Origin of the sequence: Pikeienuella sp., from assembly GCF_046290545.1 — a bacterium.
GTDB lineage: Bacteria > Pseudomonadota > Alphaproteobacteria > Rhodobacterales > Rhodobacteraceae > Pikeienuella.
In genome coordinates this window covers 124,753-150,789 of the sequence record NZ_JBKAGV010000006.1, presented here as the reverse complement: position 1 = coordinate 150,789, position 26,037 = coordinate 124,753, and the positions used below count along the sequence as shown (strand labels likewise).

The following is a 26,037-nucleotide window of genomic DNA, read 5'->3' as shown; positions in this document are numbered from 1 at the left end:
GCGGCGCGTGCTAGCGTTTACCTTTGCCGCGCCAGGCGATGCAAACCGGACCTTCCCATGTGGCTCAAGGCGATCTTCGCGCGCGAATTCGGCATATCCGACGTGCAGTCGAACTACAGCCGCGTCTATTCGTGGATGGCGAACCAGCTCGGCCACATGACGCTGGGGCTCGCCACGGCCTTGTTCTTCGCCTGGATCGCGGACACCGTCGCCTCCGCCGCGCTCCTGATGGCGGACTGGGAGGGGCGGCCCTCCGCCGCCAACGGGGCCTGCGAGTTCCAGTTCGCCTGCACGGCGAACAATGCGCTCCTCCCCGTGGCCGCCGCGCTCTTCCTTCTCGCGCCGCTTGCCGCCGCAGGCGCCCTCCTCGCGCGCGATCTCCCGGAGGAGCGGAGGGAGCGGGCGATTCCGCCCTTGGCGCGGAAGATGCTGGCGGGCGGCTTCATCGCGCTCACGCTCGCCGCCTTCTGGCTCCTCGATTCGCTCGGCGCGGCGGCGCAGGCGGAAGGCGGCGCGGCGCATCATGCGGAGCTCTTCGGCGTGACGGCGGCGACGCTCTGCATCGGCGCGGGCGTCATCTTCCTCTGCCGGGACATGCGCTATTTCGTGATCGCCATGCTCGCCGTCTTCGGCGCGTTCTGGATCGCGACCTCGGGGGCCGGGGCGCCGGAGGAGGCGCGCCGCTGGGTCGCCGCGGTGCTGTCCGGTCTCTTCTGCCTCTACGGGCTCGCCGCCACCGTCTTCGGCAAGTCGATGCCGGAGCAGATGGGCCCGGTGGAGAAGGGCGTGCAGGCCTTCATCATCCTGCTCATGAGCGCCTGGTTCATCTCCGGCACGTGGAACGGTCTGGAAGGGGACTGGCCGCTCGCCATCGGCGCGGCGCTCGCCTCCTGCACGCTGTGGTGGGTGAAGGAGTTCGGCTCGGACCTCGCCAATGTGGACGACGAGATCCGGGAGGCGGAGGCGCGCCGCCCGCCGGGCCTCTACGGCCCCTCCCGCGAGGTGCGGCGGGATTATCTGAACGACGCGCGGATGGATGCGCGGACGGATTCGCTCTTCTATTTCGCCGGAGCCTGGATCGGCGCCGGCGTTCTCTCCGACACGCCGGTAATGACCAATTTGAGCTGGAATGCGGGCTCGGAGCTGATGGGGCTCATCGTCTTCGTCACGATCTTCCTTCTCGTGGGCAAGAACTGGGCGTTCCGGCAGCAGGCGCTCGACCTTGCGGGGCTCGACAGCGCGAGCCGGCTCGCGGTGATCCATTCGGCGCTCCGCCTCGCGCTCCCGGGCGCGGCCAGGGGCGAATGGGCGCCGGACCCGCTGGACCGGCTTCGCCTCTTCGCGCGGGGCGAGGGGGATGCGGGGTTCGATCACATCGCCGTCTTCGCCGGCGCGGGCTCCGGCGCATCCCCGCTCGCCCGCGCGCTGGTTTCGGAGGCGGCGCTCGCCACGTTTCCGACGATCGCGGAGACGCTCGGCGTCGCCTCCTCCGGGCGGGATGTGCGCACGGGGCGGTTCATCCGCGCCCCGGCGCTGCTTCACAGCCTGCGCGACCTCGCGACGCGGCGCGACCTCACGCTCCATCAGCCGCTGTCGCTCCATGTCGGCCCCGGCCAGGAGGGCGCCGTCCGGCGGGCGGAGGGCGACCCGCCGCCGGGATGGGAGCGGATCGACGCCGCGGATTTCGTGGCGATCGACGACGCGCCTGCGGACGCCGACCTGGCGGCCCTTGTCGCCAATCTCGACATTCAGGGCGGTCAGCGCACAGTCTGGGTGCTCGACGGGCGGCGTTTCGACCCCGGCGAGGGGCGCGCCGCCGCGCCGGAGGAGATCGCCGTCTGGGAGCCGGACCCGGCGCTCGCCGCGTCGGAGATCGAGGCGCTTCGCGCCGCGCTCGGCCCCGGCGCCCGGCTCGCCGTCGCCTTCACACGCCGGGCCGCTGCGCCAGGGCGAGGCTGATCGCCTCCGCCATCATCTTCCCCGCGGCGCGGGACGTCGCGCCGCCGACGCCGATCCTCCGCCCCCACCGCCACCAGAGCCCCGGAGCCCATGCGAAGGGTCGCGGCGCCTTCAGGGTGATCAGAAAGCCGGTCGAGGGCTTCAGGAGCACGAAGCCGCGCTCCACCGTCTCGATCTCGTCAAGCCGGCAAAGCTCGGCCCCGGAATCGTCCGTCAGCCGCTCCCCGTCGAAGCGGAGCCGGGAGGCGCCGCTGCGGAGCGTGGCGAGGCCGAGGAAGAGGAGCCCGAGCGCGGCGGCGAAGAGGGCGAGCGCGACGAAGGGCTGCCGCGCCACGATCGAAACCGACATGGCGAGAAGAAGGGCGCCCATCGCGCCGAGGCTGAGTATGACGAGCCAGCGAACCGCCGCCGGGCGGGCGATCTCCACGATCATCCGCGCGTCATTCTTCGCCTGCCCGTCCTTCGGTCGCGCCATCCGATCCTCCCGCCCTCGCCGCGCACAACAAGCCCGCCCGCGCGCCAATGTCCAGCGCTTGAAAAGGGCCCGGCGGCGACGCATCGTCGCCTGAACCCCGAAGAAGGAGAAGACAATGATCGAGGAACCGCCGCTTCTGACCATCAGGCGGCCCGACCGCCGGCCGACCGACGCGGAGATCGCCGCCTTTCAGGGCGTGCCCTCCAGCTTCGTCGCCGACGCGATGTTCGGCACGGGGGCAATGCTGGGGATCCGCCCCTTCGGCGACGGCAGGGACTTTCCCTGCGTCGCTTCCGGCCCCGCGCTGACGGTCGACAACATGCCGGGCGGCATCCTCGCGCTCGTCGCCTGCACGCCCTTCATCCGGCCGGGCGACATCGTGGTGAACGCTTTCGCCGGCTATCAGGGCGTCGCGGCTGCGGGGGACCGGATCACCGGCATGATGAAGAACGCCGGCGCGGCCGGCTTCGTCACCGACGGGCCGATGCGGGATCATCCCGGCGTCGTCGCGGTCGGCCTGCCCTGCTGGTGCTCGGGGCTCAACCCGGCTTCCCCCGTCTCCACCGGGCCGGGGCGGGTGGGGCTTCCGGTGAAGATCGGCGGGCTCGAGGTCGAGACCGGGGACATGATCGTGGCGGATCGGGACGGCGTCGTCGTCGTGCCGTTCGAGCGGATCGGGGAGGTGCTGGCGCAGCTCGAACGCGTCCGCGAGCTTGAGGAGGCGCTCGACGCCGAGGTGGCGAAGGGCCTCAAATGGGGCGCCGCGATCGGCGAGCTGCTGGAGAGCGACCGGGTCCGCTACGTCTGAGGGCGGTCAGAGGAAGGGATGCGCGGGGGCGAAGAGCGCCGCTTTCAGCATCAGGGCGGCCGCGGCAAAGACGGCGAGGCCGCCCAGCATCGCGACGATCCCCGCGCCCTGAGCCGCCGCCGCGCCGTCGAGCGCGGCGAGACGCGCCGCGCCGGACCGGGCCCCGACCGCGGCGAGCGCCAGCGCGGCCACCGCGACGCCGGCCCCGACGCCCATCGCCAGCGTGGCGAAGGCCCCGGCCCAGGGGATGCCGACGCTCCATGCGACGGCGAGGAGGATCAACGCGCCCGAACAGGGCCTGAGCCCGACGGCGAGAATTATGCCGAGCGCGGCCCGCCAGTCGCCCGCCGCTTCCGCCTGTTCCGGGCTGGGCCCGTGCGCATGGCCGCAGCCGCACGCATCCCCGTGATGGTCATGCGCGTGGGCGTGATCGTGATTGTGGATATGGGAGGGCGCGCTCCGCGCCGAGGACCAGATTCGCCAGCCGCGCCAGAGGAGATAGAGGCCGAGCGCCGCGATCCCGGCATAGCTGAGCGGCTCCAGCACCAGCTCCGCCGTCCGCGTCGCCCAGCGCGCGGTGAGGCCGAGGAGCGCGAGCCCGCCATAGACCATGAGGATCGCCGTCAGCGCCTGCGCAAGGCTGGAGAGAAGGGCGAGGCCGGCGACGCGCCGCGCCGTCTCCCGCGTCGAGAGCGCCCATGTCGCCAGCACGGCCTTGCCGTGGCCGGGCCCCGCCGCATGGAAGACGCCGTAGACGAAGCCGAGACCGATCAGGCCCCAGAGCCCGGCCGGGCTGTCCGCCGCCGCGCGCGCGGATGCGGAGAGGGCCTTGTGCAGCTCGAATTGCTGCGCCGCCACCCAGCCCTCCGCCGCGGCGAGCCAGCCGGGCGAGGCCCAGAGCAACGCCGCCGCGCCGAGGACAAGGGCTCCGAGCGCAAGAGCCGGCCCGAAGCCCGTGCGGCGGCGCCCGCTCTCGCTCATCGACATGTCAGCGTCGCCTCCGTCGCGAAGGTGAAGCCGAAGCTGCGCGCCGCCGTCTCGCTCATGTCCATCCCGAAGAGCGAGGTGACGGAGAGCTGCGTCTCGTCCGGCTCATAGAGCGCGGCGCAGCCTTCCGGCCCCTCGAAGGTGAAATGATCGGGCCGCAGGGTCATGGCGACGAAGAAGGTCGGGTCGTTCAGCGTCAGCGTCGCGTCGAGTTCGGCGAGGGGGAGCGGCGCGGCGGGGCGGGCGGTGAAACGGATCACGATCCGGTCCCCGATCATGTCCGCCTCGAAATCCTCGGGCTTCGCCAGCGTCTGCATCGCGCCCGACTGCCGGAGGAAGGTGAACCAGCCCAGCGCCTCCATCCCGTCGGTATGGACCTCCACCAGCGTCGCCCTGTCCGCCTCGTCGAGCAGCCCGTCCCGGTCAGCGTCGAGCGCCAGGCCATCCTTCGCGTAGAGGGAATAATTCTCGTCGAACAGCCATTCGACGCGCACGGATTCGACCTCTTCCGCCGCGTTGACGACGACATGCGCGCGCGCGTCGACGAAGACATGAGGATGCGCCGCGGCCGGCGCAGCCGCGGCGAGGAGGAGGAGCGGGGCGAGGCGGAGCGGTCTCATGCGCCGAGCATAGCGGCGCCCGCGCCGCCGCGCCAGCGCCGCCGCGCGTCAGCTCGCGCGGTCGAGGCAGCCGGTCAGTGCGGAGCCGACGCCGCGGATCAGGGCCATATAGTGCGCGGGGCCGGGCTCGATGTCCGCGCCGAGCGGGTCGAGCACGGCGACCTCCGCCTCCGTTCCCTCGACGACCAGCGCGGCGAGCTTCGGATCGAATTGCGGCTCGGCGAAGACGCAGACGACGCCGAGATCGCGGACGAGATGGCGCAATTCGTCCAGCCGCGCCGGGCCGGGCGCCGAGGCGTCGGAGAGGGAGATCGCGCCTGCGGCCTCCACGTCGAACCTGGCCTCGAAATGATGGTACGCGTCATGGAAGACGACAAAGGGCTTGCCGCGCGCGGGCGCAACGGCGGCGGCGATTTCCGTCTCCAGCGCCGATAGATCGGCGCGGAGCCGGGCCGCGTTCGCACGATAGGCGTCGGCGTTCGCCGGGTCCGCCCCGGCCAGCGCCTCGGCCATCGCGTCGGTCATCGCCGCCGCGTTCCGCGGGTCGAGCCAGACATGCGGGTCGAAGGCGCCATGATCATGGCCCTCATGGCCATGGCCCCCGTGCGCGTGGTCCTCATGGGCCTTTTCGGCGTGGCCATGATCATGGTCATGGTCGTGGTCGTGGTCGTGGTCATGGTCGTGATCGTGGCCATGTTCGGCGGCCTTCTTCGCCCCGGCGTGATCCTCGTGGCCATGGTCATGGGCTTCAAAGGTCGCGCCTTCGCGGAAGGGAAGCTGGCGGATGCCCGGAGCATCCATCAACTCGACCTTCACGGCGTCCGCCGCCAGCGCGTCGAGCGCCGTCTCCAGCCAGGGGGTGAGCCCTTCGCCAACCCAGAACACGACCTCCGCCGCTTCGAGCCGCGCCGCCTCGGACGGGCGCATCGCGTAGTCGTGCGGGGAGGCGCCGGGCGGCAGGATCAGCTCCGGCGCGCCGATCCCCTCCATGACCGCCGCCGCGAGCGAGTGCACTGGCGGGATATCCGCCGCGACGCGAGGTCCTGCGAAAGCCGGTGCGGCGACGACCAGGGCGAGGGCGGCGAGGGGGAAAGGATTGACTTTCATCGGCGGCGCTCCGAAACGGGGGCAGTGCATGTGATGCTGTTACATGTTATGATCTAACATCACAAGCCGGAAGGAGGCGTCTTGGCGGAGCGGGAAGGGGCGAAGGCGATGCGCGCCCACGATCACGGCGCCTGCATCCGGGAGGCGCTGTCCGCCGCCGAAGCCGCCGCCGCGCGCGCGGGCGTCAACTTCACGCCGGTCCGCCGCCGCGCGCTCGAGATCCTGCTCGAAAGCCATGTCGCGCTCGGCGCCTACGACCTGCTGAAGCGGCTGGAGGCGGACGGATTCGGCGGGCAGCCGCCCGTCGCCTATCGCGCGCTCGACTTTCTGGTTGGGCAGGGCTTTGCGCACCGGATCGAGCGGCTGAACGCCTTCGTCGCCTGCGTCCGGCCGGGAGAGGGGCACGACCCGGCCTTCATGATCTGCCGCAAGTGCCGCGCCGTGGCGGAAACCGCAGGGCCCGCAGCGGAGGGCGGCGCGCTTGCGCAGGACGCGGAGGCGCTCGGCTTCGAGATCGAGCGGACCGTCGTGGAGGCGGAAGGACTATGCCCGAAATGCCGGGAGCCGCAGCTTTGAGCCTCATCGCGGCGCAGGCGCTCAGCGTTGAACTTGGCGGAAGGCGGGTGCTCGACCGCGTGAGCCTTGATGTTCGCGAGGGCGAGATCGTGACCATCGTCGGGCCGAACGGCTCCGGCAAGTCGACGCTCCTTCGCGCCCTTCTGGGCGCTGTCCGGCCTTTCGCCGGCCGCGTCGTGCGGGCGAAGGGGCTCCGCATCGGCTATGCGCCGCAGCGCCTGCATCTCGACCCTACGCTGCCGCTGACCGTCGGCCGGTTCCTCGCGCTTCCCGGGCTGCGGGCGGACCGTGCGGCCGCCGCCGCCGCGCTTGAGGAGACCGGGATCGCAGGGCTGGAGCGGATGCAGATGTCCGCGCTTTCGGGCGGGCAGCTCCAGCGCGCCCTCCTCGCCCGCGCGCTCCTGCCGCGGCCGAACCTCCTGATCCTCGACGAGCCGACACAGGGGCTCGACCAGCCGGGCGCCGCCGAGTTCTACTGGTTGATCGAGGCGGCGCGGGCGAAGGCCGGGGCCGCGGTGCTGATGGTCAGCCATGACCTGCATGTGGTGATGAGCGCCTCGGACCGGGTCATCTGCCTCAACGGCCATGTGTGCTGCGAGGGCGCGCCCTCCGCCGTCTCGACGGCTCCGGAATACCGGGCTCTCTTCGGCGCGGGCACGGGCGGCGCGCTCGCGCTCTACCAGCATGTGCATGACCATGCGCACGATCACGCGCATGACCATGCGCATGACCGGCCGGCGGAGCCGGTGAAGTGACGCTGGACGACTTCATGGTTCGCGCCGCGCTCGCCGGGCTCGGCGTCGCGCTCGCCGCCGGCCCGCTCGGCGCGTTCGTCGTGTGGCGGCGGATGGCCTATTTCGGCGATGCGACGGCCCATGCGGCCATCCTCGGCGTCGCCTTCTCGCTCGCCTTCTCCCTTTCGATCAGCCTCGGCGTGCTTGTCGCGGCGCTGGCGATGGCCTTCGCCGTCACGGCGCTGTCCGGGCGCGGGCTGGCGATGGACACGCTGCTCGGGGTCGCTGCGCATGGCGCGCTGGCGGTGGGCGTTGTCGCGCTCTCGTTCGCCTCGGGGCGGGCGGTGAACCTCGAAGCCTATCTCTTCGGCGAGCTTCTCGCGGTGACGAGGGCCGATCTCCTCGGCATCTGGGCGGGCGCGGCTGCGGTCGCGGCGCTGCTGGCCTGGCGCTGGTCCCGCCTCCTGACGGCGACGATCAGCGAGGAACTCGCCTTCGCCGCGGGGGTGGACCCGCGGCGGGAGCGGCTGATCCTGACCCTCGCGCTCGCCATCGTCGTCGCTGTCGCGATCAAGGTGGTGGGGGCTTTGCTCATCACCGCGATGCTGATCATCCCCGCCGCCGCCGCCCGCCCCCTGGCGCGGGGGCCGGAGCAGATGGCGCTCGCCGCGGCGATCATCGGCGCCGGTTCCGTCGGCTTTGGCCTTTCCGCCGCCTGGTATTTCGACACGCCGGCCGGGCCGACGATCGTCGCCGCCGCGGCGGCCGGGTTCCTCGTCGCGACGGCGCTCGCGCCGGCGCTGGGCGCAGCGCGGCGCTGAAGGAGGAGAGGCCGGTCGTCTCGCTCGCGGCCTTGGCCGGCGATCCGGTTCCGGCCGGAAGCGCTTCGCGCCTCAGGCGGTGAAGAGCGAGTCGAATTCGGCCAGCGAGTCTTCGTCGAGCATCACCTGGATCGTCGCCCGCGCGCCTCCGGTTTCGTGCCGGATGAAAAGCTCGTCGCCGAGGCCGCGCTCCACCGAGAACGTCGTGCTGTTCGCGATCTTGACGAGATCTTCCGCGCTGTCCGCTTCGAAAAGGCGCCCGCGGCGGGCGCCGCCTTCGAAGGTCCCGAACAGGAAGAAGTTGAACTCGATGACGTCGCCTTCGGTGAAATCGACGTCCGCCAGAATGTCGTGGTCGCCGTCCTCGTTCATGTCGCCGCGGATCGCGAACCGGTCCGCGCCGTCGCCGCCGATCAGCGTGTCGGATCCGAACTGGGGGGCCAGCGTGTCATTCCCCGCGCCGCCATCGAGCCAGTTGTCGCCATTGACCACGCGCGCGTAGTCGTCGCCATCCCCGAGCAGGACGACATCGTCCCTGTTGCCGAATACGGACACGAGGTCCTGCCCCGAGGCGCCGGTGAACGTGGCGGCGCCCGGGTCGCCATAGGCGAGGCGATAGGAGGACGTCCCCTCCAGACCTGAGAGCGAAAGCAGCAGAATTTCCGTCCCGCTCTCCCGAAGGGAAAGCTCCAGCCGGTCCGCGCCTCGCGGAGACACGGCAATCTCAAGGCCCGCCTCGATCAGCAGCCGCAGGTCGCCGATCGAAGCGATCTGCGCCGCCGAACCGTTCGAGACGCCGGCAGGCGCGGCGAGCCCCGTTCCGTCGAAGTAGCCGGGGGGCATGCCCTCGATCACAAGGCTTTCGCCGGCGGCGAAAGCCGGAAGGACGGTCTCGATGAAGCGGGGGCCGGATGATACCGGCTCGCCCTCGACGAGATCGCGCAGCAGCCCCTCGCCGTGGCCGAGGAGCTGAACCTCATAGACCTTGTCGCCGGCGACTTCGAAGCTGAGCATGGCGATGCCGGCGTCGAATTCGATCTGTGCGAAACCGAGGGCTACAAGCTCTGCGATGGCGGCCTCGCTGGCGAGCAAGAAGCTCGCGCCTTCCGATCCGAGCTCAAGCGCCGAAAGGGCGAAGTCTTCCGCAAGCTCGGGCAGTCTCGGATCGAAGATCTCGATGACGTCGCCGCTCGCGAAGTCGAAGTCGGCGATGACATCGGTTTCGTCGGTGAGCGCGGCGTCAAGCAGCACCCGGTCCGCGCCCCCGGCTCCGATGAAGTAGTCGGATCCCGCGCCGCCGAGCATCACATCGTCGCCCGCGCCGCCGAGCAACGTGTCGCTCGCGGCGGAGCCGATAAGGAGGTTGCCGTCCGCGTCAGCGATCAGGAGTCTGGTCCGGCCCTCCACCTGTTTCGTCGTCATGTCGGCATAGAGCGGCAGAACTGTCGAGAAGTCGAAAGCGAGAGAGGCGCCGGACCTTCCGAACTCGGAGTCCAGCGGCGCCACGCTCCGGTCAGAAAAGCTCCGTCCGATACCGTAACCTTCGAGCAGGAGACGGTAATCCGCCACGCCGTCGCGATCGATGTCGAATTCGAGCAGCACGTCCTCGGGCCGGGATGCGCCGAGATTGACGAAGGTCGTCGCGAGCATTTCCTCGATGTCGGCGTCGCTGTCGAGCGTGACATTGGAGCCGCCGCGGGTCACGAGCATGCTGTTCTCGGCGTCGATGCCGTTGCGGAAGAAGTTGACGGGGAACCCCTCCGAAAGGAAGACGGTGTCGCCTTCGTCGAAGTCCAGGTCGAGGATCACGTCAGTGTCGCCCGCGCCGCCGCTCAGGACGAAGGCGTCGCCGCGAATGCCGCCCTCCATCCGGTCTGAGCCGGACTCGCCGAAGAGAATGTCGATCCCGTCCCCGCCGGTCAGCGTGTCGTCGCCGGCCCCTCCGGAAAGCCGCGAGCCGAGCGGAAGGGCGAAGAGCGCGTCCGCATCGTCGCCGCCGACGATTTCGTTCGGGCGTGTCGCTGGAATCCGGGCGGCCGCCTCGACGATCCAGTCCGCGATCGCCGGCGCGCCTCCCGGCGCTGCGGCGATGATCGCCGCGAGGTCGGTGACCGGCTCTTCTGCAGCGCCCGGGAACACATTGCCGTACCACTCCGGATCGTCGGGGTTCAGCGAAAGCGTCGTGTCAGGTTGCGAGACGACGCCGTTCGCCGCGTAGTCCGCCGGATCGATCCCCGTGATCGCCGACATGTCCGAAGCGGACCGGGAGGCGAATACGTTTCCGCCGACATCGACATCGAACGGCGTTGCTTCGCCGTTGTCCATCAGGCGGTTGTCCACCATGATCGTGATCCGCGGCACTCCGGTGGTGGTGTACAGCTCTGTCTTGTCCAGCGGCGCGGGGATCAGGATATTGCCGCTGACCACGGCGCTCTGAACCTCGGAGACGGAGATTCCGTGAGGATGCGCGATGTTGATGATGTTGTCGGTAATGACAATGTTCTTGAAGTTTATATCTTCCGAAAAGGGAGGCTTGATTGCGGTGCGTCCGAAAATCCCGTGTGTGTCGCCGCCATTGCCCTGCAGCAACACATTGCGCGAGATCGTCATCCCGTCGATCCCGCGGGATACGTTCAAGGCAAAGAACTGAATGAAATCCGGATGGTCCTTGAGGCCCTTGAACTTGGTCGAGGAGTAGGGACGGAAGCTGTCGAAGAGATTGTCCTCGATCCGGATATCCGAAGCGCCCGCCACCACAAGGCCGTCCTTGCGGATGTTGTGGACATGCGAATTCAGGAGGCTCACGCCGTCCGACTCGCGAAACGTCAGCCCGCGTTCGAGGTTCGAAACCTCGATATTGTCGAGAACCACGTCTTCGCTGAAGCGAACCATCACGCCGCGGCCGAACGCGTAACCCTCGATCATCGCGCCGCCGTTGACATCATTGAATCCGTCCGGCGCGGTGCCCTCGCCGAGCCTGGCGATCCGGCCCTCGATGCTCACGTTGGCGACCTCGACATCGCGGACTTGCGACATTTCGATCTGCGCCAGCCAGGTCGGCTGCGCATTCTCATGCAGCCGGAAGTCGACACTATCGAGGATCAGCCCCGAACTCGACGTGATCGCCATGTTGCCGGTGAATACCGCGGGATTCTCCGGGTCGGCGCTCGTGATCGTGAGGGGCGGTTCGAAATGACGGTTCTTGATTGATATATAACCGTCATATTCGCCGGGTGCGAACGCAATCGTGTCGCCACCGCGAGCAAGAGAAAGCGCGGCATTGAACTGGGCAATCGAAGCCACTTGAATGATAGCCATTCCCACCTCGCCGTTCCATTTGCAACCAAGGCCGGAAACACTCCCGACCTCTCACCACATCAACGCTCGCGCGGCGCGGCTATTCCACTGCCGAGGCGTTAACATGTTCGCTGGCGCCGATAAAGCGCCTGGTGCGACAAATCAGGCGTTTATTCGCGTCATTGGCGAGTTCGTTCGCACAATTGCCGTGCAAGAGCCGCATGCTTCGGCAGAACGGAGTCGATATCGAACGAAACGATCCGCCCGCCCGAGACGACGGCGCGCCCCTCCACCCGGACCTCCGCCGCCCTCGCCGGCGGCGCGAGGACGAGCGCGGCGACCGGATCCCACGCCCCTGCACCCTCGAGCCCGCCCGTCGGCCAGATGACGAAATCGGCGCGCCTTCCGGGAACGAGCGCGCCGATATCGTCGCGCCCGAGGACGGCTGCGCCGCCCGCCGTCGCGAGGCGCAGGGCCTCCCGCGCCTTCAGCGCGGCGGCGCCGCCCGCGACGCGCTGAAGAAGCAGGGCCTGCCGCGCTTCGGCCAGAAGATTCGCCGCGTCGTTCGACGCAGAGCCGTCGACCCCGAGCCCCACCTTCACGCCCGCATCAAGCATCGCCGTGACGGGCGCGATACCGCTCCCGAGCCGGCAGTTCGAGCAGGGGCAATGCGCGACGCCGGTTCCGCTCCGCGCGAAGAGGCCGATCTCCGCCGCGTCGAGCTTGACGCAATGCGCGTGCCAGACATCGGGGCCGGTCCAGCCCAGCTCTTCCGCATAGTCCCCCGGCCGGACGCCGAAGCGTTCGAGCGAGAAGGCCACGTCCTCGTCATTCTCGGCGAGATGGGTGTGGAGCATCACCCCCTTCTCCCGCGCCAGCAGCGCCGCGTCCCGCATCAGCTCGCGGCTCACCGAAAAGGGCGAACAGGGCGCGACGCCGATGCGGATCATCGCGCCCGGCGCCGGGTCGTGGAAGGCGTCGATCACCCGGATGCAGTCTTCGAGGATCGCGCCCTCGCGCTCCACCAGCGCATCGGGCGGCAGGCCGCCCGCGCTCTCCCCGATCGACATGGCCCCGCGCGTCGCGTGAAGGCGCATTCCCGTCTCCATCGCCGCCTCGATCTCGTCGTCGAGCCGGGCGCCGTTCGGGAAGAGATAGAGATGGTCCGCCACCGTCGTCGCCCCGGAGAGCGCGAGTTCCGCGAGGCCTACCTGAGTCGAGATACGGATGTGCTCGGGGCCCATCTGAGCCCAGATCGGGTAAAGCGCGCGGAGCCAGCCGAAGAGCGGCGCGTCCACTCCCGAGGGGACGACGCGGGTCAGGTTCTGGAAGAGATGATGGTGGGTGTTGACGAGGCCCGGCGTCACGACGCCGCCCTTCGCGTCCAAGATCTCGTCGGCCGCGCGCGGCAGCGCGGCCTCCGGCCCGACCGCCTCGATCACCCCGTCGCGGGCGAAGAGCGCGCCGCCCGCGATCTCCCCCTCCGGCCCTTCGGTGACGAGCACGGAGGCGCCGCGGACGAGGAGCGTCCCCATCTATTTCGTGCCGAACATCCGGTCCCCGGCGTCGCCGAGGCCGGGGACGATGTAGCCGTGATCGTTCAGGTGGCTGTCCACCGCCGCCGTGTAGACGCGGACGTCCGGGTGCCGTGCGGCCATATTGGCCACGCCTTCCGGCGCGGCGAGGAGGCAGATGAAGCGCACGTCCCGCGCGCCCGCCGCCTTCACATGGTCGACCGCCGCGATGGCGGAATTCGCCGTCGCCAGCATCGGATCGACGAGGATGACCGGCCGCTCCGCCATCTCGCCCGGCAGTTTCTTGTAGTAGTCCACCGGCTGCAGCGTCTCCGGGTCGCGATAGAGCCCGATGAAGCCGACGCGGGCGGCCGGCACCAGCTCCAGCAATCCGTCGAGAAGGCCGTTGCCGGCCCGCAGGATCGAGACGAAGACGAGCTTCTTGCCTTCCAGCACCGGCGCGTCGATCGCCTCCAGCGGCGTCGCGATCCGCTTCGTCGTGAGCGGCAGGTCGCGCAGCGCCTCATAGGCGAGGAATGTGCTGATCTCCCGCAGGAGCGCACGGAACTTGGCCGTGGAGCAGTCCACATCCCGCATAAGCGTCAGCTTGTGCTGCACCAGCGGATGGTCGACGACGGTGAGCGTGGCGGGGGAATCGGTCATGTGCGGGGCCCTTCGTTTTCCGCAGATGACAGGGATCCGGCGCCCCCGTCCAGCCGCCGGGCCACCGCCGCTTTCGTCTCGGGGCCGCAAAATGCGGCCTCGAGCGCCGTGCGGAAGAGGGCGGCGAACTGCCCCTCGCCCCAGCCGAATGTCATGGCGAGCCTCTCGTATTCCTTTGTCATCGTGTCCCGGAAGAAGGGCGGATCGTCCGTCGAGATCGTCACGCGGCAACCCGCCTCGCGAAGCCGGGCGACGGGATGCGCGGCGAGCGAGGGATAGAGCCCGAGCGCGAGGTTGGAGCCGGGGCAGACCTCCAGCGTGACGCCCTCCGCCGCGAGGCGGGCGACAAGCGAAGCGTCCTCGATGGCGCGGACTCCGTGGCCGATCCGCTCCACCCCGAGATCGTCCAGCGCGGCGCGCACGCTTTCCGGCCCGCCGAACTCCCCGGCATGAGCGGTGAGGCGCAGCCCCGCCTCCCGCGCTTCGGCGAAGCATCCGGCGAAATCGCGCGGATGGAACGCCCGCTCGTCCCCCGCCATGCCAAAGCCGCGGATGCGGCCGCGCGGGGCCTTCAACATCGCCGCCGTCCCCGTTCGCGCCGCTTCCGGCCCGTGATGGCGGATGACGACCGGGATGAAGCGGCAGGCGAGGCCGGGAACCCGGTCCGCCCCCGCCTCCGCCGCCGCGCGCATCGCCTCCCACCGGCCGCAATCGCCGCCGAAGAGGGAAGGCGGGGAAAGGAAGATCTCGGTATAGACGACGCCGTTCGCCGCCTGCTCCCTGAGCACGGCTTCGGTCAGGTCGGCGTAGGTTTCCGGGTCTTCGAAGACCCTGGACATCGTCTCATAGGCGGCGAGGAAGGTCGTGAAGTCCGACCAGGCGTAGCCGCCCCCCTCGTCGAAGAGGCCCGTCAGGTCCTTCCCCTGTTCCGCCCCGAGGCGGCGGACGAGCGCCGGCGGCGCGGCGCCTTCGAGATGGAGGTGAAGCTCGATCTTCGGAAAGAGGCGGAGATCGGTCACAGGAGGCTCCTTCCTTCGTCGCCCGGCGGCAGGCCGAGCCAGGCGGCGGCTGTCGCCCCGATATCGGCGAAGTCGCAGCGGCCGAGCGCGCGGGGCGGAAGGCCCGGAGAGGCGAAGAGCGCCGGGACCATCTCCCGCGTATGGTCCGTCCCCTCCCAGGTCGGGTCATTGCCGTGGTCGGCCGTGACGATGAGAAGATCGCCGTCGCGGAGCCGCGGGAGCGCCGCGCCGAGCCGCGCGTCGAAGGCTTCGAGCGCGCGGGCGTAGCCCGCCGGGTCCCGCATGTGGCCGTAGAGGCTGTCGAACTCGACGAAATTGGCGAAGACGAGCGCGCCGCCCGGCGCCGCGGCGATCTCCGCCTCCAGCGCGTCGAAGAGCGCCATGTCGTTTGCGCCCTTCCGCTCCGCCGTCAGCCCGCGATGGGCGAAGATGTCGCCGATCTTGCCGATGCCGATCACGGCCCGCCCGGCCTCCTTCGCCCGGTCGAGCAAGGTCCCCTCCGGCGGGGGGATCGCATAATCCTTCCGGTTTGCGGTGCGACGGAAGGCGCCCGGCGCCCCGAGGAAGGGCCGGGCGATGACGCGGCCGATGCGGAGCGGGTCGCAGAGCCGGCGCGCGGCGGCGCAGACCTCGTAGAGGCGATCGAGGCCGAAGGCTTCCTCGTGCGCCGCGATCTGGAAGACGCTGTCGGCCGAGGTGTAGCAGATCGGCTTTCCCGTCCTGACATGTTCCGGCCCCCACCGCTCGATCGCGGCCATGCCGTTGCTGTGAACCTGCCCGAGCACGCCCGCCAGCCCGGCCTCGGCGCAGAGCGCGGCGACGAGGTCGGGGGGGAAGGCGGGCTCCTCCCGCGGGAAATAGCCCCAGTCGAATTCGACCCTGCGGCCCGCAAGCTCCCAGTGACCGGAGGGCGTATCCTTGCCGCGGGACCATTCGCGGGCGGCGGCCGAAGAGCCGCCCGCGCCGTTCAGCCCCGCCGGGACCCGGCCCGTCGCCTCGCGCGCCGCGGCGCCGAGGCCGAGCGAATCCAGCGCGGGGAGACGTAACGGGCCGGCCGCCGCCGCGATGTGGCCGAGCGTGTCAGCGCCCTCGTCGCCATAATCCGCGGCGTCCGGCGCGCCGCCGATTCCGACCGAGTCCATGACGAGGAGGAAGACGCGGCTCAAAGCCCCGCCTCCGGCCCGATCCGCTTCAGGATCAGGGGGCGGGTCGGCGGGGCCTCCCCGATACGAAACGAAGCGGCGAGCGCCCGCGCGCCGGCCTCCGCCGCCGCTTCGTCCGCCGCATGGACGCGGCCGAGCGGCGCGCCGGGGCCGACCGGGAAGCCGATCCCGGCGAGCCGGTCGAAGCCGACGCGTAGGTCGATCCGGTCCGACGCCTTCATCCGCCCGCCGCCGAGGCCGATCACCGCGAGGCCGAGCGCGCGGCCGTCCACCGCCGCGACAAAGCCCGTTTCCGCCGGCTCCACGTCGCGGACGACAGGCGCGGCCGCGAGATGCGCGCCGCGCCGCTCAAGGATATCAGCCGGCCCGCCGAGCGCGGCGACCATGCGCCCGAACCGCTCCGCCGCCGCGCCGGAGGCGAAGGCCCCCTCCATCCGCGTCCGGCCCTCCGCCGCATCGGCGGCGAGACCGGAGAGCGCCAGCGCCTCCGCGCCGAGCGCGAGCGTCACCTCCAAAAGGCGCGGGTCCCGCCGCTCTCCGGTCAGGAAGGCGGCGGCGTTCTCGACTTCGAGCGCGTTGCCGGCGGCGGAGGCGAGCGGCTCGTTCATGTCGGTGATGAGCGCGGAGGTGCGGCAGCCGGCGCCGTTCCCCGTCTCCACCAGGGAGACGGCGAGCGCCTCCGCCTCCGCCCCGTCCATGAAGGCGCCGGAGCCCGCCTTCACGTCCATCACCAGCGCATCGAGCCCGGCGGCGAGCTTTTTCGAGAGGATCGAGGCGGTGATGAGGTCGATGGACTCCACCGTCCCCGTCTCGTCCCGGATCGCGTAGAGAACCCGGTCCGCGGGGGCGAGGTCCGCCGTTTGCCCCACGATGGCGCAGCCCGCGCTCGCCACTGCGGCGCGGAGCGCCTCCGGATCCGGCGCCGCGTTGTAGCCCGGAATGGCCGAGAGCTTGTCGAGCGTCCCGCCCGTATGGCCGAGCCCGCGGCCCGAGATCATCGGCACATAGGCTCCGCAGGCGGCCAGCGCGGGGGCGAGCATGAGGCTCACATTGTCCCCCACCCCGCCCGTCGAATGCTTGTCGACGACCGGGCCGGGCAGGGACCAGCGCATCACCCGCCCCGAATCCCGCATCGCGAGCGTGAGCGCCGCCCGCTCTTCCGCCCCCATGCCGCGGAGGAGCACCGCCATCGCGAAGGCCGCGCCCTGCGCCGCCGTGGCCTCGCCCGAAACCAGCGCCGCCATCAAGGCGGAAAGCTCGGATGCGGAGAGCGCGCCGCCGTCCCGCTTCCTCGCGATGAGCGTCTGCGGGCGGATCATCGGGATGAGGCCCGGCGCCGCATGCTCAATATCCCTGCGCGCGTTTGGCCGCCGCCCGGTCCTCCAGCGTTTCGACCAGGGCGTCGAGAAGGCCCGAGGCGCCGATGCGGAAGGACTCCGGCGTCGCCCAGCCCTCGCCCATCACCTCGTCCGCAAGGTCGAGGTAGTTCGCGGCGTCCTGTGTCGTCCGCACGCCGCCTGCGGCCTTGAACCCTGCGCTTCCGCCCGCGTCGCGGATCGTCTCCAGCATCGTGCGCGCGGCGCGGAGCGTGGCGTTCACGGCGACCTTCCCGGTCGAGGTCTTGAGGAAATGCGCGCCGCCGTCGAGCGCCAGTTCCCCGGCGCGGCGGATCCGGTCCGTCGTCTCCAGCACCCCGGTCTCGAGGATCGCCTTCACCTTCGCGCGGGGGCCGGCGGCCTGCCGCACGCGGCGCACGCGGGTGCGGACCGATTCCTCCCTCCCTTCGAGAAAGGCGCGGTAGGGGATCACGAGGTCGATCTCGTCGGCTCCGTCCTCCACCGCCTGTTCGGTCATGTCCGCTACGGCGCCCGCATCCTCCTCCCCGCCGGGGAAGTTCACGACCGTGGCGATCTTCACCCCGCGATGGCCGACCAGACGATGCGCGAGCGGGACGAAGCGCGGCCAGATGCAGAGCGCGGCGACATGGCCGTGAGAGGTGAAGGCCCGCGCCGCCAGCGCCTTCACCGCCGCCTCGTCGCAGGCCTCGTCGAGATTGGTGAGGTCGAGCGAGAGGAGCGCCCGCCGCGCCGCGCGCTTCAGCTCCGTTTCGTGCTCATTCATCGCGGAAACTCCCGGTGAAGCTGCGGATCAGCGCGCGGAAGCGCGCCTCGGCCTTCGCCGCCTCGCTCTTGGTCTCATGGTGGGAGAGGGCGGCGCCCGTCATCCCCGCGGCGAGATTGGTGATGACGGAGACGGCGACGACGGGAAGCCCCGCATGGCGGGCCATGATCGTCTCCGGCGCCGTCGACATGCCGACGGCGTCCGCCCCCAGCATCCGGATCGCCGCGATTTCCGCCGGCGTCTCGAAGGAGGGGCCGGAGAACCAGGCGTAGACGCCTTCGAAAAGCTCGATCTCCGCCTCCTCCGCCCACCAGCGGAGCCGGAGCCGCAGCTTCGGGTCGTAGGCGTCGACCATCGAGACGAAGCGGTCGTCCCCCGGCAGGCCGATCAGCGGGTCCCGCCCCGAAAAGTTGATGTGGTCGCTGATCATCATCAGCGAGCCCGGCCCCATCTCCGCCCGCGTCGAGCCGGCGGCGTTGGTGAGGAAGAGCGCCTCCGCGCCGAGCGCGGCGAGGCAGTCGATCACGGGCCGCATCGCCGCCGCATCCCCCGCTTCGTAGAAATGCTTGCGCCCGGCGACCATGGCGACCGGCACGCCCTCCAGCATTCCCAAGGTCAGCGCGCCGGCATGGCCGCTGACGGTCGAGACGGGGAAGCCCGGCAGCGCCGAAAAGGGAAAGCGCGCTGGCTCCTCCAGTTCCTCCGCCATGCCGCCGAGGCCGGAGCCAAGGACGAAGGCGAGGCGCGGGCGGAGCGGCGTGGCGGCGCGGATGATTTCCTCCGCCGCGCTCACGCCTCGCCCTCCAGGCTGAACGCCTCGGGGAGGAGCGCCCCCAGCGTCCAGCGCGCGCGCTCGCCCCCCGGCCCGGCGGAGATCACCGGCGTTTCCGCCGATCCGAACTCCGCCAGCTTCTGCCGGCAGCCGCCGCAGGGCGTGCAGGGCCGCGCGCTGTCCGCCCAGACGGCGACTTCCGTGATCCGCGTCTCCCCCGCCATGACGAGGGCCGAGAGGGCGGATGGCTCGGCGCACCAGCCCTGGGGATAGGAGGCGTTCTCGATGTTGCAGCCGGCATAGACGGCGCCCGAGGCTCCGCGCACCGCCGCGCCGACTCGGAAGCGGGAATAGGGCGCGTAGGCCCTTTTCGCCGCGCCTTCGGCGGCGGCGATCAGATCGGCGGACATGGAGCGTCTCCCTGCGCTTCGTTCCCGGGAAAGTGCGCGCTCCCGCCGCGCCGGGCAAGTGCCGAGCGCGTGATTGAGCGCGGGGCCGGCGCGCGGTATCGAGACGGTGAAGCAGATGCGAAAGGACCGCCCGATGGCCTACTGGCTCTTCAAATCCGAACCCGGCGCCTGGAGCTGGGAGGATCAGGTCGCCAAGGGAGCCGAGGGCGAGGAGTGGAACGGGGTGCGCAATTATCAGGCGCGCAACAACATGCGGGCGATGAAGATCGGCGATCTCGGCTTCTTCTATCACTCGGTGGACGAGAAGCGCGTCGTCGGCATCGTCGAGGTCTCCGCCCTCAGCGCGCCCGATTCGACGACGGACGACCCGCGCTGGGATTGCGTCCATGTCCGCGCCGTCGGGCCGATGCCGAAGCCGGTGACGCTGGAGATGTGCAAGGCGGAGCCGCGGCTGAAGGACATGATCCTCGTGAACAACACGCGCCTTTCAGTCCAGCCGGTGACGGAGGTTGAATGGAAGGTGGTGTGCGAGCTTGGCGGTTACCGCCCCTGAGCCGCCACCGCCCGTGCGCGCCGGATCACATAGAGCGCGGAGAGGACGGAAAGGCCCGCCGAGGCGGTCATCAACGCCAGGAGCGGGGCGGCCCCGCTATCCGGCGTCAGCAGCGCCCCCGCCAGGGCGGAGAGTCCTGCGCCGCCGCCGATCATCAGCGCCCCGCCGAGGCCTGAGGCGGAGCCTGCAAGGCTCGGGCGGACGGAGAGGAGCCCTGTGGTCGAGGCCGGCATGGTGAGCCCGTTGCCGAAGCCGACGAAGATGCAGAAACCGAATACGGCGAGCGGGTGCTGAACGATGAAGAGGTTTACGAGAAGCCCGACGCCGATCCCCATCGAGGAGATCAGGCAGCCGATGAACATCAGCCGGTCGATCCCGAATCGGGCGGCTATGCGGCCGGTGACGAGGTTCCCCGTCATGTAGCCGACGGCGACGAAGCCGAGATAGAGCCCGGTCGCCGCCGGGCTTTCTCCGAAGATCGTCCGCGCCACATAGGGCCCGCCCCCGAGCAGAGCAAAGAAGGCGCCGGATGCGAAGGCGGCGGTGGCGGCGTAGCCCCAGAAGCGCCGCGCGCGGAAGAGATCGGGATAGGCGCGGAACTGCGCCGTAAGCGAACCGGAGCGATGCTTGTTGGTCTCCCCGAGGTCGGTCCAGACCAGAACGAGAATGAAGAGGCCGACGACGACATAGGTCCAGAACGTGCCGCGCCAGCCCAGCGCCTCCTCCATCGCGCCGCCATACATCGGCCCGAACATGGGCACGAGCGCCATGGCCGCGGTCATGTAGCCGATCTGCGAGGCCGCCTCGTTCGGCGGCAGGAGGTCCCGCACGATGGTCCGTGCGAGCACCATGCCGGAGGCGACGGCGGCCTGGAGCATCCGGAACGCCATGAACGTCGCCCCGTCCTCCGCCCAGAGGCAGCCGAGCGAGGCGAGGACGAAGATCGCCAGCCCGCCGAGGATCACGGGGCGGCGCCCGTAGCGGTCCGACAGCGGGCCGATCAGGAGCTGCATCAGCGCCGTCATGGCGAGATAGCCCGAGAGCGCGAACTGCATGAATCCGTAGGAGACGGCGAGATCCCCCGCCATGGTCGGCAGGGAGGCGATGAAGGCGTTCATCGCGAAGACGCTGATCGAGGTGACGAGGACGAGCGTGACGAGGACCGGCGGCGTCCGCCGGTCCCCGAAGGTCGCGCCCGCGTCGGCGAGGTTCACCCGAGCACCGAGAAGGTGGAGTTCGGGTTGATCTCGCGGTTGCGGGAGAAGAAGCCGATGGAACAGTCCATCCCCACATTCTCGAAGCGGAAGCTCACCGGGTCGGCGTCATGGTCCCGCCCGCCTTCGCATTCGGCGACGAGCTTCGCCATCATCTTGCCCACGACCGGGGCGTTCTTGAACTGGTTGCCGGATGTGCCGATGGCCACATAGAAGCCGGGCAGCGCCGTCTTGTCGTAGACGGGAATCCAGTCCGCCGTCACGTCGTAGAGCTCAACCACGCCCTTCACCTTGTTGGGGATCGGCAGGCCCTGCCAGCGCTGCGCGAGCCGCATCGCCTGCACCCGCGCCTGTTCGGTGAGGTCGCGGCTCCAGTCGTCCGGGTCCACCCATTCCCGCTCGTCGCATTCCGGGTCTTCCGAGCCGATGAGGACGAAGCCCCCCTTCTCGGGCCGCATGTAGGTCGCGAGGTCGCTGTCGGAGGTGACCATGCCGTCCTTCATCAGGTCGAAGCCGGCGGGGCCGGGCACATGGGCGACCTCGTGGCGGAGCGCGCGGGTCTTGATGTTCATCTCGTCGAAGACGCCGGCCATGGCGTTGATCTTCGCCGAATGCGGCCCGCCGACATTGACGACGACGGGCGCGCGCAGCTCCCGCCCGTCCTTCAGGCGCACGCCCGCGGCGCGGCCGTTCCCCTGGAGGATCGCCGTCACCTCGGCGTTGTAGAGGAACTCGGCCCCCGCCCGCTTCGCCGCGAATTCGGCGTTCTGCGCCGCGAGGGCAGGGTCGGTGACATAGCCGCCGCAGGGGAAGAAGATGGCGCCGTCGAGCGCGCCTCCCGTCGGCTCGCCGAAGCCGTCATGCTCGGGCCGTTTAGGCGGGCTGAAATGGCTGAGGTCGAAGAAGGGAAAGTGCGCCTTGATCCGCGCCGCTTCCCAATGCTCGTAGGGGGCGCCGATCGCGTCCATCAGTTTCGCCGCGCGGGCGAGATGGCCGTTCTCCCGGCACTTCATCACGAGCGTCCCGGTGTCCCGGTATTCGATCATGCCGCGCGGGTCGGCGCTGCCGAGATAGCCTTCCCAGTCCTTCCAGTAGAACCAGTTCTCATAGGCGAGCGCGCAGCTCTCCACGTTGGAGTAGTAGAGCCGGATGATCGCGCAGGAGCCGGCGGTGGAGCCGTGGCCCGCCGCGCCGTTCTTCTCCACACTGAGCGTCCGGAAGCCGGCCTTCGCCATTTCGTAGGCGACGCAGGCGCCGATCACGCCGGCCCCGATGATGATTGCGTCGTAGGATTTGCTCATGGTCTCCCTCTTTGTGGCCTCGGGCGCGGCAAGGTCAAATCATGCCAGCCCCGCGCCCCCCGCATGGCTCAGGAGCGCCCTTCGAGACCGTCCGCAACCGCCGCCGAGGCGCCGGGAATGCGCATCTCGAAGGTTTCCGTCACCACGGTGTAGTCGTAATAGCCCATCCGGGCGATGGGGCGGATCTTCGGGATGTCGAGCCTGCCCTCCGCCGTCACCACGTCGTCCCGCACGTGGATGCGCTTGACCTCGCCGAAGACGACGTCCACCGGCCCGGCCTTGCCGCCGGGAAAGCGCGTGGTCGTCAGCCATTTCACCTCGAAATGGCAGGGGCTCTCGGCCACGCGCGGGCCGGGCGCGTCGATGCAGGGGGCCTTCGTGACGCCGGCCTTCAGGAACTCGTCCTCCCCCTTCGGCAATTCCATGGCGGAGATGTTGACCGCCTCCCGCAGGTCCCATGTCGCCATGTTCCAGACGAACCAGCCCGTCTCCTCCGCGTTCAGGACCGTGTCCTTCCGCCGGCCGTCCGGCGTCACGTTGGCGGCGAACATGACCATGGGCGGGTCGAAGGTGACGTTCTGCCACTGGCTGTAGGGCGCCAGATTCGCCCGGCCCTCCGCATCTACGGTCGAGAGCCAGCCGATCGGGCGCGGCACGGTGCAGGACTTGAACGGGTCATAGGGCAGGGGCCGCGCGTCGAGGCCGGGGCGGTAGTGCATGGGGGCTCCTTTCGTCTCCGCGGCGAGACTAGGGGGCGGCGCGGCGCGCGCAAAGCCCCGCTTGACCCCGCCCGTTCGCCGCCGCAGCTTCGCGGCAAAGCAAAGGGAGACACGCCATGTTCCAGCCGGACCTCTTCAAGGGCCAGCGCATCCTCGTCACGGGCGGGGGCACAGGCCTCGGGCGCGCGATGGCGGAGCGGATGCTCGGCCTCGGCGCGGAGATCGTGATCTGCGGGCGGCGCGAGGGCGTGCTCCGGGAGGCGGCGGCGGAGATGGGCGCCGCGGGCGGGCGGGTGGACTTCTATCCGCTCGACATCCGCAATGCGCAGGCGGTGGAGGAGATGGTGGAGGATTGCTTCGCCACGGGCGGGCTCACCGGCCTTCTCAACAACGCTGCGGGGAACTTCATCGCCCGGACGGAGGACCTTTCCCCCCGCGGGTTCGACGCGGTGGCGAACATCGTGATGCACGGGACGTTCTACGTGACCCATGCGGTCGGCAAGCGCTGGATCGCGGCGGGGACGGGCGGGAACGTCGTCTCCATCGTCGTGACCTGGGTGAGGAATGGCGGGCCCTTCGTCGTCCCCTCCGCGATGTCGAAGGCGGCGGTGGCGGCGATGACGAAGAGCCTCGCCGCGGAATGGGGCCGCCACGGCATCCGGCTCAACGCCGTCGCGCCGGGGGAGATTCCGACGCCGGGCATGTCGAAGCGGCTGAACCCCGGCGAGGAGCCGGGGGCGCGCACCGTCGCCGCCAACCCGATGGGGCGCGTGGGCACGATGGAGGAGCTCGGCGACCTCGCCGCCTTCCTCCTCTCGGGCCGCTGCGGCTGGCTTTCGGGCGAGGTGATTGCGATGGACGGGGCGCAGGCGCTGGCGACGGGCGGGAATTTCTACGAGCTTCGCCACTGGGGCGATGAGGAATGGAAGGCGGCGCGCGAGGCGATCGAGGCGACGAACGCGAAGGACCGGCAGGCGCGGTAGGGGGAAAATCCGCCCTCCGCGACGGCTCCCGAGGGGCATAACCATGGTTATCGCCCGATTATCCTTGATTCCATTAGAAAAAAGTCGTGATCGACTTTGAAACATTTGGGGGGGCCCTGGAGCCCCCGGTCTATCCCTCCCCCGGCGGGGGGGGAGGGAGGCGCTCCGCCCGTCGGCGGAGCGGCGCGCGGCGTCAGCCCTTCAGCCGCGGCTTCGCGATGTTCGCCGCCTCGCAATGCGCATCACCCATCGCGGAGAAGTCCTTCCGCCCGTAGCCGCGGGCGCGGGCCTGGCTGAAGGCTTCGCGCGCGGCGGCGCCCATCGGCATCGGGGCCTTCGCCGCGTTCGCGGCCTCCATGATGAGCGTCAGGTCCTTGTGCGCGAGGTCGATGGCGAAGCCGGGTTCGAGGTCCCCCTTCAGGGACTTGTTGGGCCAGTTGATCTTGAGCTGGCCGTTCGTCGCCGTGGTGCCGTGGATCACCTCCAGCGTCGTCTCGAGGTCGAGGCCCAGCGCCTGCGAGAGGCCGAGCGCCTCCGCATTCAGCTGGCAGGAGGAGACGGCGAGATAGTTGTTCACGAGCTTGGTGCGCGTGCCGGCGCCCGGCCCGCCGCAATGGTGGATCGTCGTCCCCATCGCCTCCAGCAGCGGCTTCACACGCGCGAAATCGGCGTCCGAGGCGCCGACCATGAAGAGCGATTCGCCCCGCTCCGCATGGGCCGCGAGCCGGCCCACCGGCGCATCGACGAAGCCGAGCCCCGCCTCGGCGCAGAGCGCGGCGAGGCGGTCCGTCGTCTCCGGGCTCACCGTGCTCATGTCGAGGACGAGGGAGCCGGGCTTCGCATTCGCGAGCACGCCCTCCGCCGCCGTCACCACATCCGAGACGATGGCGGAGTTCGGCAGCATGGTCACGACGATCCCGGACCGGTGCGCGACCTCGGCCACGGTCGCGGCGGGGGAGCATTGCAGCGCCTCCAGCGCCGCCATCGCGCCCGCGTCGATGTCGTTCACCACGAGGCGGAAGCCCTTCCGCGCGAGGTTCGAGGCCATCGGGCGCCCCATCGCGCCCAGCCCGATGAATCCGACCGTTTCCATTTCCCTCTCCTTTTTTCTGTTTGTTCAGTTCACGCCGAGCCCGAGCGAAGCCCGGAACCGGTTCTTGAGAAACACCGCGTCCCGCGCCGGGAGCGAGCGGGGCAGCGGCTCCGCCGCGACGCGGAGGACGAAGAGCCGCGGCCCCGCGGCGGGCGCCGCAAGCGGGCCGGCGAGCGCGCGGACTTCCTCCATCTCCGTCAGGTTCCGGGCCTCGGCGAAGCCGCAGGCGAGGGCGGCGGCGGCGAGATCGACGCCGCGGCCGGTATGGCTCGCCTGCATCCCCGTCTCCCCGAAATGCCCGTTGTCGAGCACGACGACGGAGAGGTTCGCAGGCTTCGCGACGCCGATGGTCGCGAGCGCGCCCATGCCCATCAGCATCTCCCCGTCCCCCGTCAGCGCGATCACCGCGCGGCCCGGCTGCGCCGTCGCGAGGCCGAGGCCGACGAGGGCCGCGCCGCCCATCGCGCCCCAGAGGTAGAAGTTCCGCGCATCGTCCCCCGCCGCATGAAGGTCATAGGAGGGCGAGCCGAGGCCGGAGACGACGAGCGCCTCGCCCCGCGCGGCCAGAAGCGCGACGGCCGCCTCGCGCCGGTTCATCGCCTTCACCATGTCTTCCTCCCGAGGAGTCTCTGGCCGAAGAGGACGGCCACCTGCCCGTCCGCCTCATAGGCCATCGTCGCCGCCGCGGAGACGGCCTCCGCCGCATCTTCCGGCGCGTCGGCGCGGAGGATGCGGACGCCCATCGCCTCCAGCACCGTCTGCGTCGCGCGGCTCATCGGCGCCTGCCACGGATTGAACTCCGCCCATTCGCCCCGCATCGTCACCAGCATCAGGAGCGGCGCGCGCGTCATCGCCGGGAGCGAGAGCATGTTGACGCAATTGCCGACGCCGCTCGACTGCATGAGGATCACGCTGCGGACCCCGCCGAGCCAGGCGCCGGCGGCGATGGCCACGCCCTCCTCCTCCGTCGTCAGCACATGGGTCGCGATCTCCGGATCGGCGCTCATGCGCGTGATGAGCGCGGCGTGGCCGGCGTCCGGCACATAGGACATGTGGCGGACATCGGCCGCCTTCAGCGCGGCGAAGACCGTTTCGGGCCAGCCTGCTCTCCCGTCATCCATCGGCGTT

At 70.3% G+C, this 26,037-nt stretch carries 25 protein-coding genes and 1 pseudogene; 7 read left to right on the top strand and 19 right to left on the bottom strand.

Features of this window, described 5'->3' with window-relative positions:
* Positions 1 to 57 precede the first annotated feature (57 nt).
* The gene (locus tag ACE37J_RS04615) at positions 58 to 1,959 is read left to right on the top strand and encodes a hypothetical protein (RefSeq protein ID WP_409707732.1); all 1,902 of its coding nucleotides are present in this window, start codon (positions 58 to 60) and stop codon (positions 1,957 to 1,959) included.
* On the opposite strand, the gene ACE37J_RS04610 is transcribed toward ACE37J_RS04615, so the two are convergent.
* Positions 1,925 to 2,434: a hypothetical protein gene (locus ACE37J_RS04610; RefSeq protein ID WP_409707729.1), complete on the bottom strand. Its 510-nt coding sequence runs from the start codon at positions 2,432 to 2,434 to the stop codon at positions 1,925 to 1,927. The two genes, ACE37J_RS04615 and ACE37J_RS04610, sit on opposite strands and share 35 nt — an antisense overlap.
* A gap of 115 nt (positions 2,435 to 2,549) precedes the next feature.
* Here ACE37J_RS04610 and ACE37J_RS04605 point away from each other — a divergent pair, with 115 nt between their 5' ends.
* The gene (locus ACE37J_RS04605; RefSeq protein WP_409707726.1) at positions 2,550 to 3,242 is read left to right on the top strand and encodes an RraA family protein; all 693 of its coding nucleotides are present in this window, start codon (positions 2,550 to 2,552) and stop codon (positions 3,240 to 3,242) included.
* Positions 3,243 to 3,248: 6 nt separating this feature from the next.
* Here ACE37J_RS04605 and ACE37J_RS04600 read toward each other — a convergent pair whose 3' ends face one another.
* The 3 genes from ACE37J_RS04600 to ACE37J_RS04590 are packed head-to-tail and all read right to left on the bottom strand — an operon-like array spanning position 3,249 to position 5,956.
* The gene (locus ACE37J_RS04600) at positions 3,249 to 4,223 is read right to left on the bottom strand and encodes a nickel/cobalt transporter (RefSeq protein ID WP_409707724.1); all 975 of its coding nucleotides are present in this window, start codon (positions 4,221 to 4,223) and stop codon (positions 3,249 to 3,251) included.
* A complete protein-coding gene (locus tag ACE37J_RS04595; RefSeq protein WP_409707721.1) occupies positions 4,220 to 4,849 on the bottom strand; it encodes a DUF1007 family protein in 630 nt (209 codons plus the stop codon). Before ACE37J_RS04595 ends, ACE37J_RS04600 begins: the two co-directional genes overlap by 4 nt.
* Positions 4,850 to 4,897: 48 nt before the next feature.
* Positions 4,898 to 5,956 carry a zinc ABC transporter substrate-binding protein gene (locus ACE37J_RS04590; protein WP_409707718.1) on the bottom strand — a complete coding sequence of 353 codons (1,059 nt, stop codon included), beginning with the start codon at positions 5,954 to 5,956 and terminating at the stop codon, positions 4,898 to 4,900.
* Positions 5,957 to 6,064: 108 nt separating this feature from the next.
* Between ACE37J_RS04590 and ACE37J_RS04585 the strand changes: the two genes are divergently transcribed.
* The 3 genes from ACE37J_RS04585 to ACE37J_RS04575 are packed head-to-tail and all read left to right on the top strand — an operon-like array spanning position 6,065 to position 8,087.
* Positions 6,065 to 6,532 carry a transcriptional repressor gene (locus ACE37J_RS04585; protein ID WP_409708003.1) on the top strand — a complete coding sequence of 156 codons (468 nt, stop codon included), beginning with the start codon at positions 6,065 to 6,067 and terminating at the stop codon, positions 6,530 to 6,532.
* Positions 6,529 to 7,287: an ATP-binding cassette domain-containing protein gene (locus tag ACE37J_RS04580; RefSeq protein ID WP_409707715.1), complete on the top strand. Its 759-nt coding sequence runs from the start codon at positions 6,529 to 6,531 to the stop codon at positions 7,285 to 7,287. The genes ACE37J_RS04585 and ACE37J_RS04580 overlap by 4 nt, the downstream gene beginning before the upstream one ends.
* A gap of 14 nt (positions 7,288 to 7,301) precedes the next feature.
* On the top strand, positions 7,302 to 8,087 hold the full coding sequence (locus ACE37J_RS04575) for a metal ABC transporter permease (protein ID WP_409708000.1): 786 nt from the start codon (positions 7,302 to 7,304) through the stop codon (positions 8,085 to 8,087).
* A gap of 72 nt (positions 8,088 to 8,159) precedes the next feature.
* On the opposite strand, the gene ACE37J_RS04570 is transcribed toward ACE37J_RS04575, so the two are convergent.
* The 9 genes from ACE37J_RS04570 to ACE37J_RS04530 all read right to left on the bottom strand — a co-directional run bounded on the left by ACE37J_RS04570 (position 8,160) and on the right by ACE37J_RS04530 (position 19,145).
* Entirely contained in the window at positions 8,160 to 11,216 is a 3,057-nt protein-coding gene (locus ACE37J_RS04570) for a hypothetical protein (protein WP_409707712.1), read from the bottom strand.
* 347 nt (positions 11,217 to 11,563) lie between these two features.
* On the bottom strand, positions 11,564 to 12,919 hold the full coding sequence (locus ACE37J_RS04565) for an 8-oxoguanine deaminase (protein WP_409707709.1): 1,356 nt from the start codon (positions 12,917 to 12,919) through the stop codon (positions 11,564 to 11,566).
* Positions 12,920 to 13,561 (bottom strand): uracil phosphoribosyltransferase, encoded by a 642-nt coding sequence (upp, locus tag ACE37J_RS04560; RefSeq protein ID WP_409707706.1) that lies wholly within the window; start codon positions 13,559 to 13,561, stop codon positions 12,920 to 12,922. It lies immediately after the preceding gene.
* Positions 13,558 to 14,580 carry an adenosine deaminase gene (gene add / locus ACE37J_RS04555; protein ID WP_409707703.1) on the bottom strand — a complete coding sequence of 341 codons (1,023 nt, stop codon included), beginning with the start codon at positions 14,578 to 14,580 and terminating at the stop codon, positions 13,558 to 13,560. Before add ends, upp begins: the two co-directional genes overlap by 4 nt.
* The gene (locus ACE37J_RS04550) at positions 14,577 to 15,746 is read right to left on the bottom strand and encodes a phosphopentomutase (RefSeq protein WP_409707700.1); all 1,170 of its coding nucleotides are present in this window, start codon (positions 15,744 to 15,746) and stop codon (positions 14,577 to 14,579) included. Before ACE37J_RS04550 ends, add begins: the two co-directional genes overlap by 4 nt.
* Entirely contained in the window at positions 15,743 to 17,059 is a 1,317-nt protein-coding gene (deoA, locus tag ACE37J_RS04545; RefSeq protein ID WP_409707997.1) for a thymidine phosphorylase, read from the bottom strand. The genes ACE37J_RS04550 and deoA overlap by 4 nt, the downstream gene beginning before the upstream one ends.
* 28 nt (positions 17,060 to 17,087) lie before the next feature.
* Positions 17,088 to 17,864 (bottom strand): deoxyribose-phosphate aldolase, encoded by a 777-nt coding sequence (deoC, locus tag ACE37J_RS04540; protein WP_409707697.1) that lies wholly within the window; start codon positions 17,862 to 17,864, stop codon positions 17,088 to 17,090.
* Positions 17,857 to 18,657 carry a purine-nucleoside phosphorylase gene (locus tag ACE37J_RS04535; RefSeq protein WP_409707694.1) on the bottom strand — a complete coding sequence of 267 codons (801 nt, stop codon included), beginning with the start codon at positions 18,655 to 18,657 and terminating at the stop codon, positions 17,857 to 17,859. Before ACE37J_RS04535 ends, deoC begins: the two co-directional genes overlap by 8 nt.
* Positions 18,654 to 19,145 carry a cytidine deaminase gene (locus tag ACE37J_RS04530; protein WP_409707994.1) on the bottom strand — a complete coding sequence of 164 codons (492 nt, stop codon included), beginning with the start codon at positions 19,143 to 19,145 and terminating at the stop codon, positions 18,654 to 18,656. Before ACE37J_RS04530 ends, ACE37J_RS04535 begins: the two co-directional genes overlap by 4 nt.
* A gap of 34 nt (positions 19,146 to 19,179) precedes the next feature.
* Between ACE37J_RS04530 and ACE37J_RS04525 the strand changes: the two genes are divergently transcribed.
* The gene (locus ACE37J_RS04525) at positions 19,180 to 19,599 is read left to right on the top strand and encodes an EVE domain-containing protein (RefSeq protein WP_409707691.1); all 420 of its coding nucleotides are present in this window, start codon (positions 19,180 to 19,182) and stop codon (positions 19,597 to 19,599) included.
* Here ACE37J_RS04525 and ACE37J_RS04520 read toward each other — a convergent pair.
* The 3 genes from ACE37J_RS04520 to ACE37J_RS04510 all read right to left on the bottom strand — a co-directional run bounded on the left by ACE37J_RS04520 (position 19,587) and on the right by ACE37J_RS04510 (position 22,833).
* Complete coding sequence (locus tag ACE37J_RS04520) at positions 19,587 to 20,813, bottom strand: multidrug effflux MFS transporter (RefSeq protein ID WP_409707688.1); 1,227 nt, start codon at positions 20,811 to 20,813, stop codon at positions 19,587 to 19,589. The genes ACE37J_RS04525 and ACE37J_RS04520 overlap by 13 nt on opposite strands.
* On the bottom strand, positions 20,810 to 22,114 hold the full coding sequence (locus ACE37J_RS04515) for an NAD(P)/FAD-dependent oxidoreductase (RefSeq protein WP_409707685.1): 1,305 nt from the start codon (positions 22,112 to 22,114) through the stop codon (positions 20,810 to 20,812). The genes ACE37J_RS04520 and ACE37J_RS04515 overlap by 4 nt, the downstream gene beginning before the upstream one ends.
* A 68-nt stretch (positions 22,115 to 22,182) precedes the next feature.
* Positions 22,183 to 22,833, bottom strand: coding sequence for a flavin reductase family protein (locus ACE37J_RS04510; protein ID WP_409707682.1), 651 nt, complete (start codon positions 22,831 to 22,833; stop codon positions 22,183 to 22,185).
* Positions 22,834 to 22,949: 116 nt separating this feature from the next.
* Here ACE37J_RS04510 and ACE37J_RS04505 point away from each other — a divergent pair, with 116 nt between their 5' ends.
* Positions 22,950 to 23,816, top strand: coding sequence for an SDR family oxidoreductase (locus tag ACE37J_RS04505; RefSeq protein ID WP_409707679.1), 867 nt, complete (start codon positions 22,950 to 22,952; stop codon positions 23,814 to 23,816).
* 193 nt (positions 23,817 to 24,009) lie between these two features.
* Here ACE37J_RS04505 and ACE37J_RS04500 read toward each other — a convergent pair.
* The 3 genes and pseudogenes from ACE37J_RS04500 to ACE37J_RS04490 all read right to left on the bottom strand — a co-directional run.
* Positions 24,010 to 24,912: pseudogene (locus tag ACE37J_RS04500) on the bottom strand (NAD(P)-dependent oxidoreductase); the annotation flags it as partial.
* Positions 24,913 to 24,933: 21 nt separating this feature from the next.
* Positions 24,934 to 25,518 (bottom strand): thiamine pyrophosphate-dependent enzyme, encoded by a 585-nt coding sequence (locus ACE37J_RS04495; protein WP_409707676.1) that lies wholly within the window; start codon positions 25,516 to 25,518, stop codon positions 24,934 to 24,936.
* Complete coding sequence (locus ACE37J_RS04490; RefSeq protein ID WP_409707673.1) at positions 25,512 to 26,030, bottom strand: thiamine pyrophosphate-binding protein; 519 nt, start codon at positions 26,028 to 26,030, stop codon at positions 25,512 to 25,514. The genes ACE37J_RS04495 and ACE37J_RS04490 overlap by 7 nt, the downstream gene beginning before the upstream one ends.
* Positions 26,031 to 26,037 lie beyond the last annotated feature (7 nt).

Coding starts and splice junctions, on each gene's coding strand:
- ACE37J_RS04595 (WP_409707721.1), bottom strand. CDS start 4,849: ATGAGACCGCTCCGCCTCGCCCCGCTCCTCCTCCTCGCCGCGGCTGCG.
- ACE37J_RS04505 (WP_409707679.1), top strand. CDS start 22,950: ATGTTCCAGCCGGACCTCTTCAAGGGCCAGCGCATCCTCGTCACGGGC.
- ACE37J_RS04610 (WP_409707729.1), bottom strand. CDS start 2,434: ATGGCGCGACCGAAGGACGGGCAGGCGAAGAATGACGCGCGGATGATC.
- ACE37J_RS04590 (WP_409707718.1), bottom strand. CDS start 5,956: ATGAAAGTCAATCCTTTCCCCCTCGCCGCCCTCGCCCTGGTCGTCGCC.
- ACE37J_RS04575 (WP_409708000.1), top strand. CDS start 7,302: ATGGTTCGCGCCGCGCTCGCCGGGCTCGGCGTCGCGCTCGCCGCCGGC.
- ACE37J_RS04570 (WP_409707712.1), bottom strand. CDS start 11,216: ATGGCGATCACGTCGAGTTCGGGGCTGATCCTCGATAGTGTCGACTTC.
- ACE37J_RS04615 (WP_409707732.1), top strand. CDS start 58: ATGTGGCTCAAGGCGATCTTCGCGCGCGAATTCGGCATATCCGACGTG.
- ACE37J_RS04585 (WP_409708003.1), top strand. CDS start 6,065: ATGCGCGCCCACGATCACGGCGCCTGCATCCGGGAGGCGCTGTCCGCC.
- ACE37J_RS04605 (WP_409707726.1), top strand. CDS start 2,550: ATGATCGAGGAACCGCCGCTTCTGACCATCAGGCGGCCCGACCGCCGG.
- ACE37J_RS04490 (WP_409707673.1), bottom strand. CDS start 26,030: ATGGATGACGGGAGAGCAGGCTGGCCCGAAACGGTCTTCGCCGCGCTG.
- deoC (WP_409707697.1), bottom strand. CDS start 17,864: ATGAATGAGCACGAAACGGAGCTGAAGCGCGCGGCGCGGCGGGCGCTC.
- upp (WP_409707706.1), bottom strand. CDS start 13,561: ATGACCGATTCCCCCGCCACGCTCACCGTCGTCGACCATCCGCTGGTG.
- ACE37J_RS04600 (WP_409707724.1), bottom strand. CDS start 4,223: ATGAGCGAGAGCGGGCGCCGCCGCACGGGCTTCGGGCCGGCTCTTGCG.
- ACE37J_RS04495 (WP_409707676.1), bottom strand. CDS start 25,518: ATGGTGAAGGCGATGAACCGGCGCGAGGCGGCCGTCGCGCTTCTGGCC.
- ACE37J_RS04525 (WP_409707691.1), top strand. CDS start 19,180: ATGGCCTACTGGCTCTTCAAATCCGAACCCGGCGCCTGGAGCTGGGAG.
- ACE37J_RS04515 (WP_409707685.1), bottom strand. CDS start 22,114: ATGAGCAAATCCTACGACGCAATCATCATCGGGGCCGGCGTGATCGGC.
- ACE37J_RS04510 (WP_409707682.1), bottom strand. CDS start 22,833: ATGCACTACCGCCCCGGCCTCGACGCGCGGCCCCTGCCCTATGACCCG.
- ACE37J_RS04565 (WP_409707709.1), bottom strand. CDS start 12,919: ATGGGGACGCTCCTCGTCCGCGGCGCCTCCGTGCTCGTCACCGAAGGG.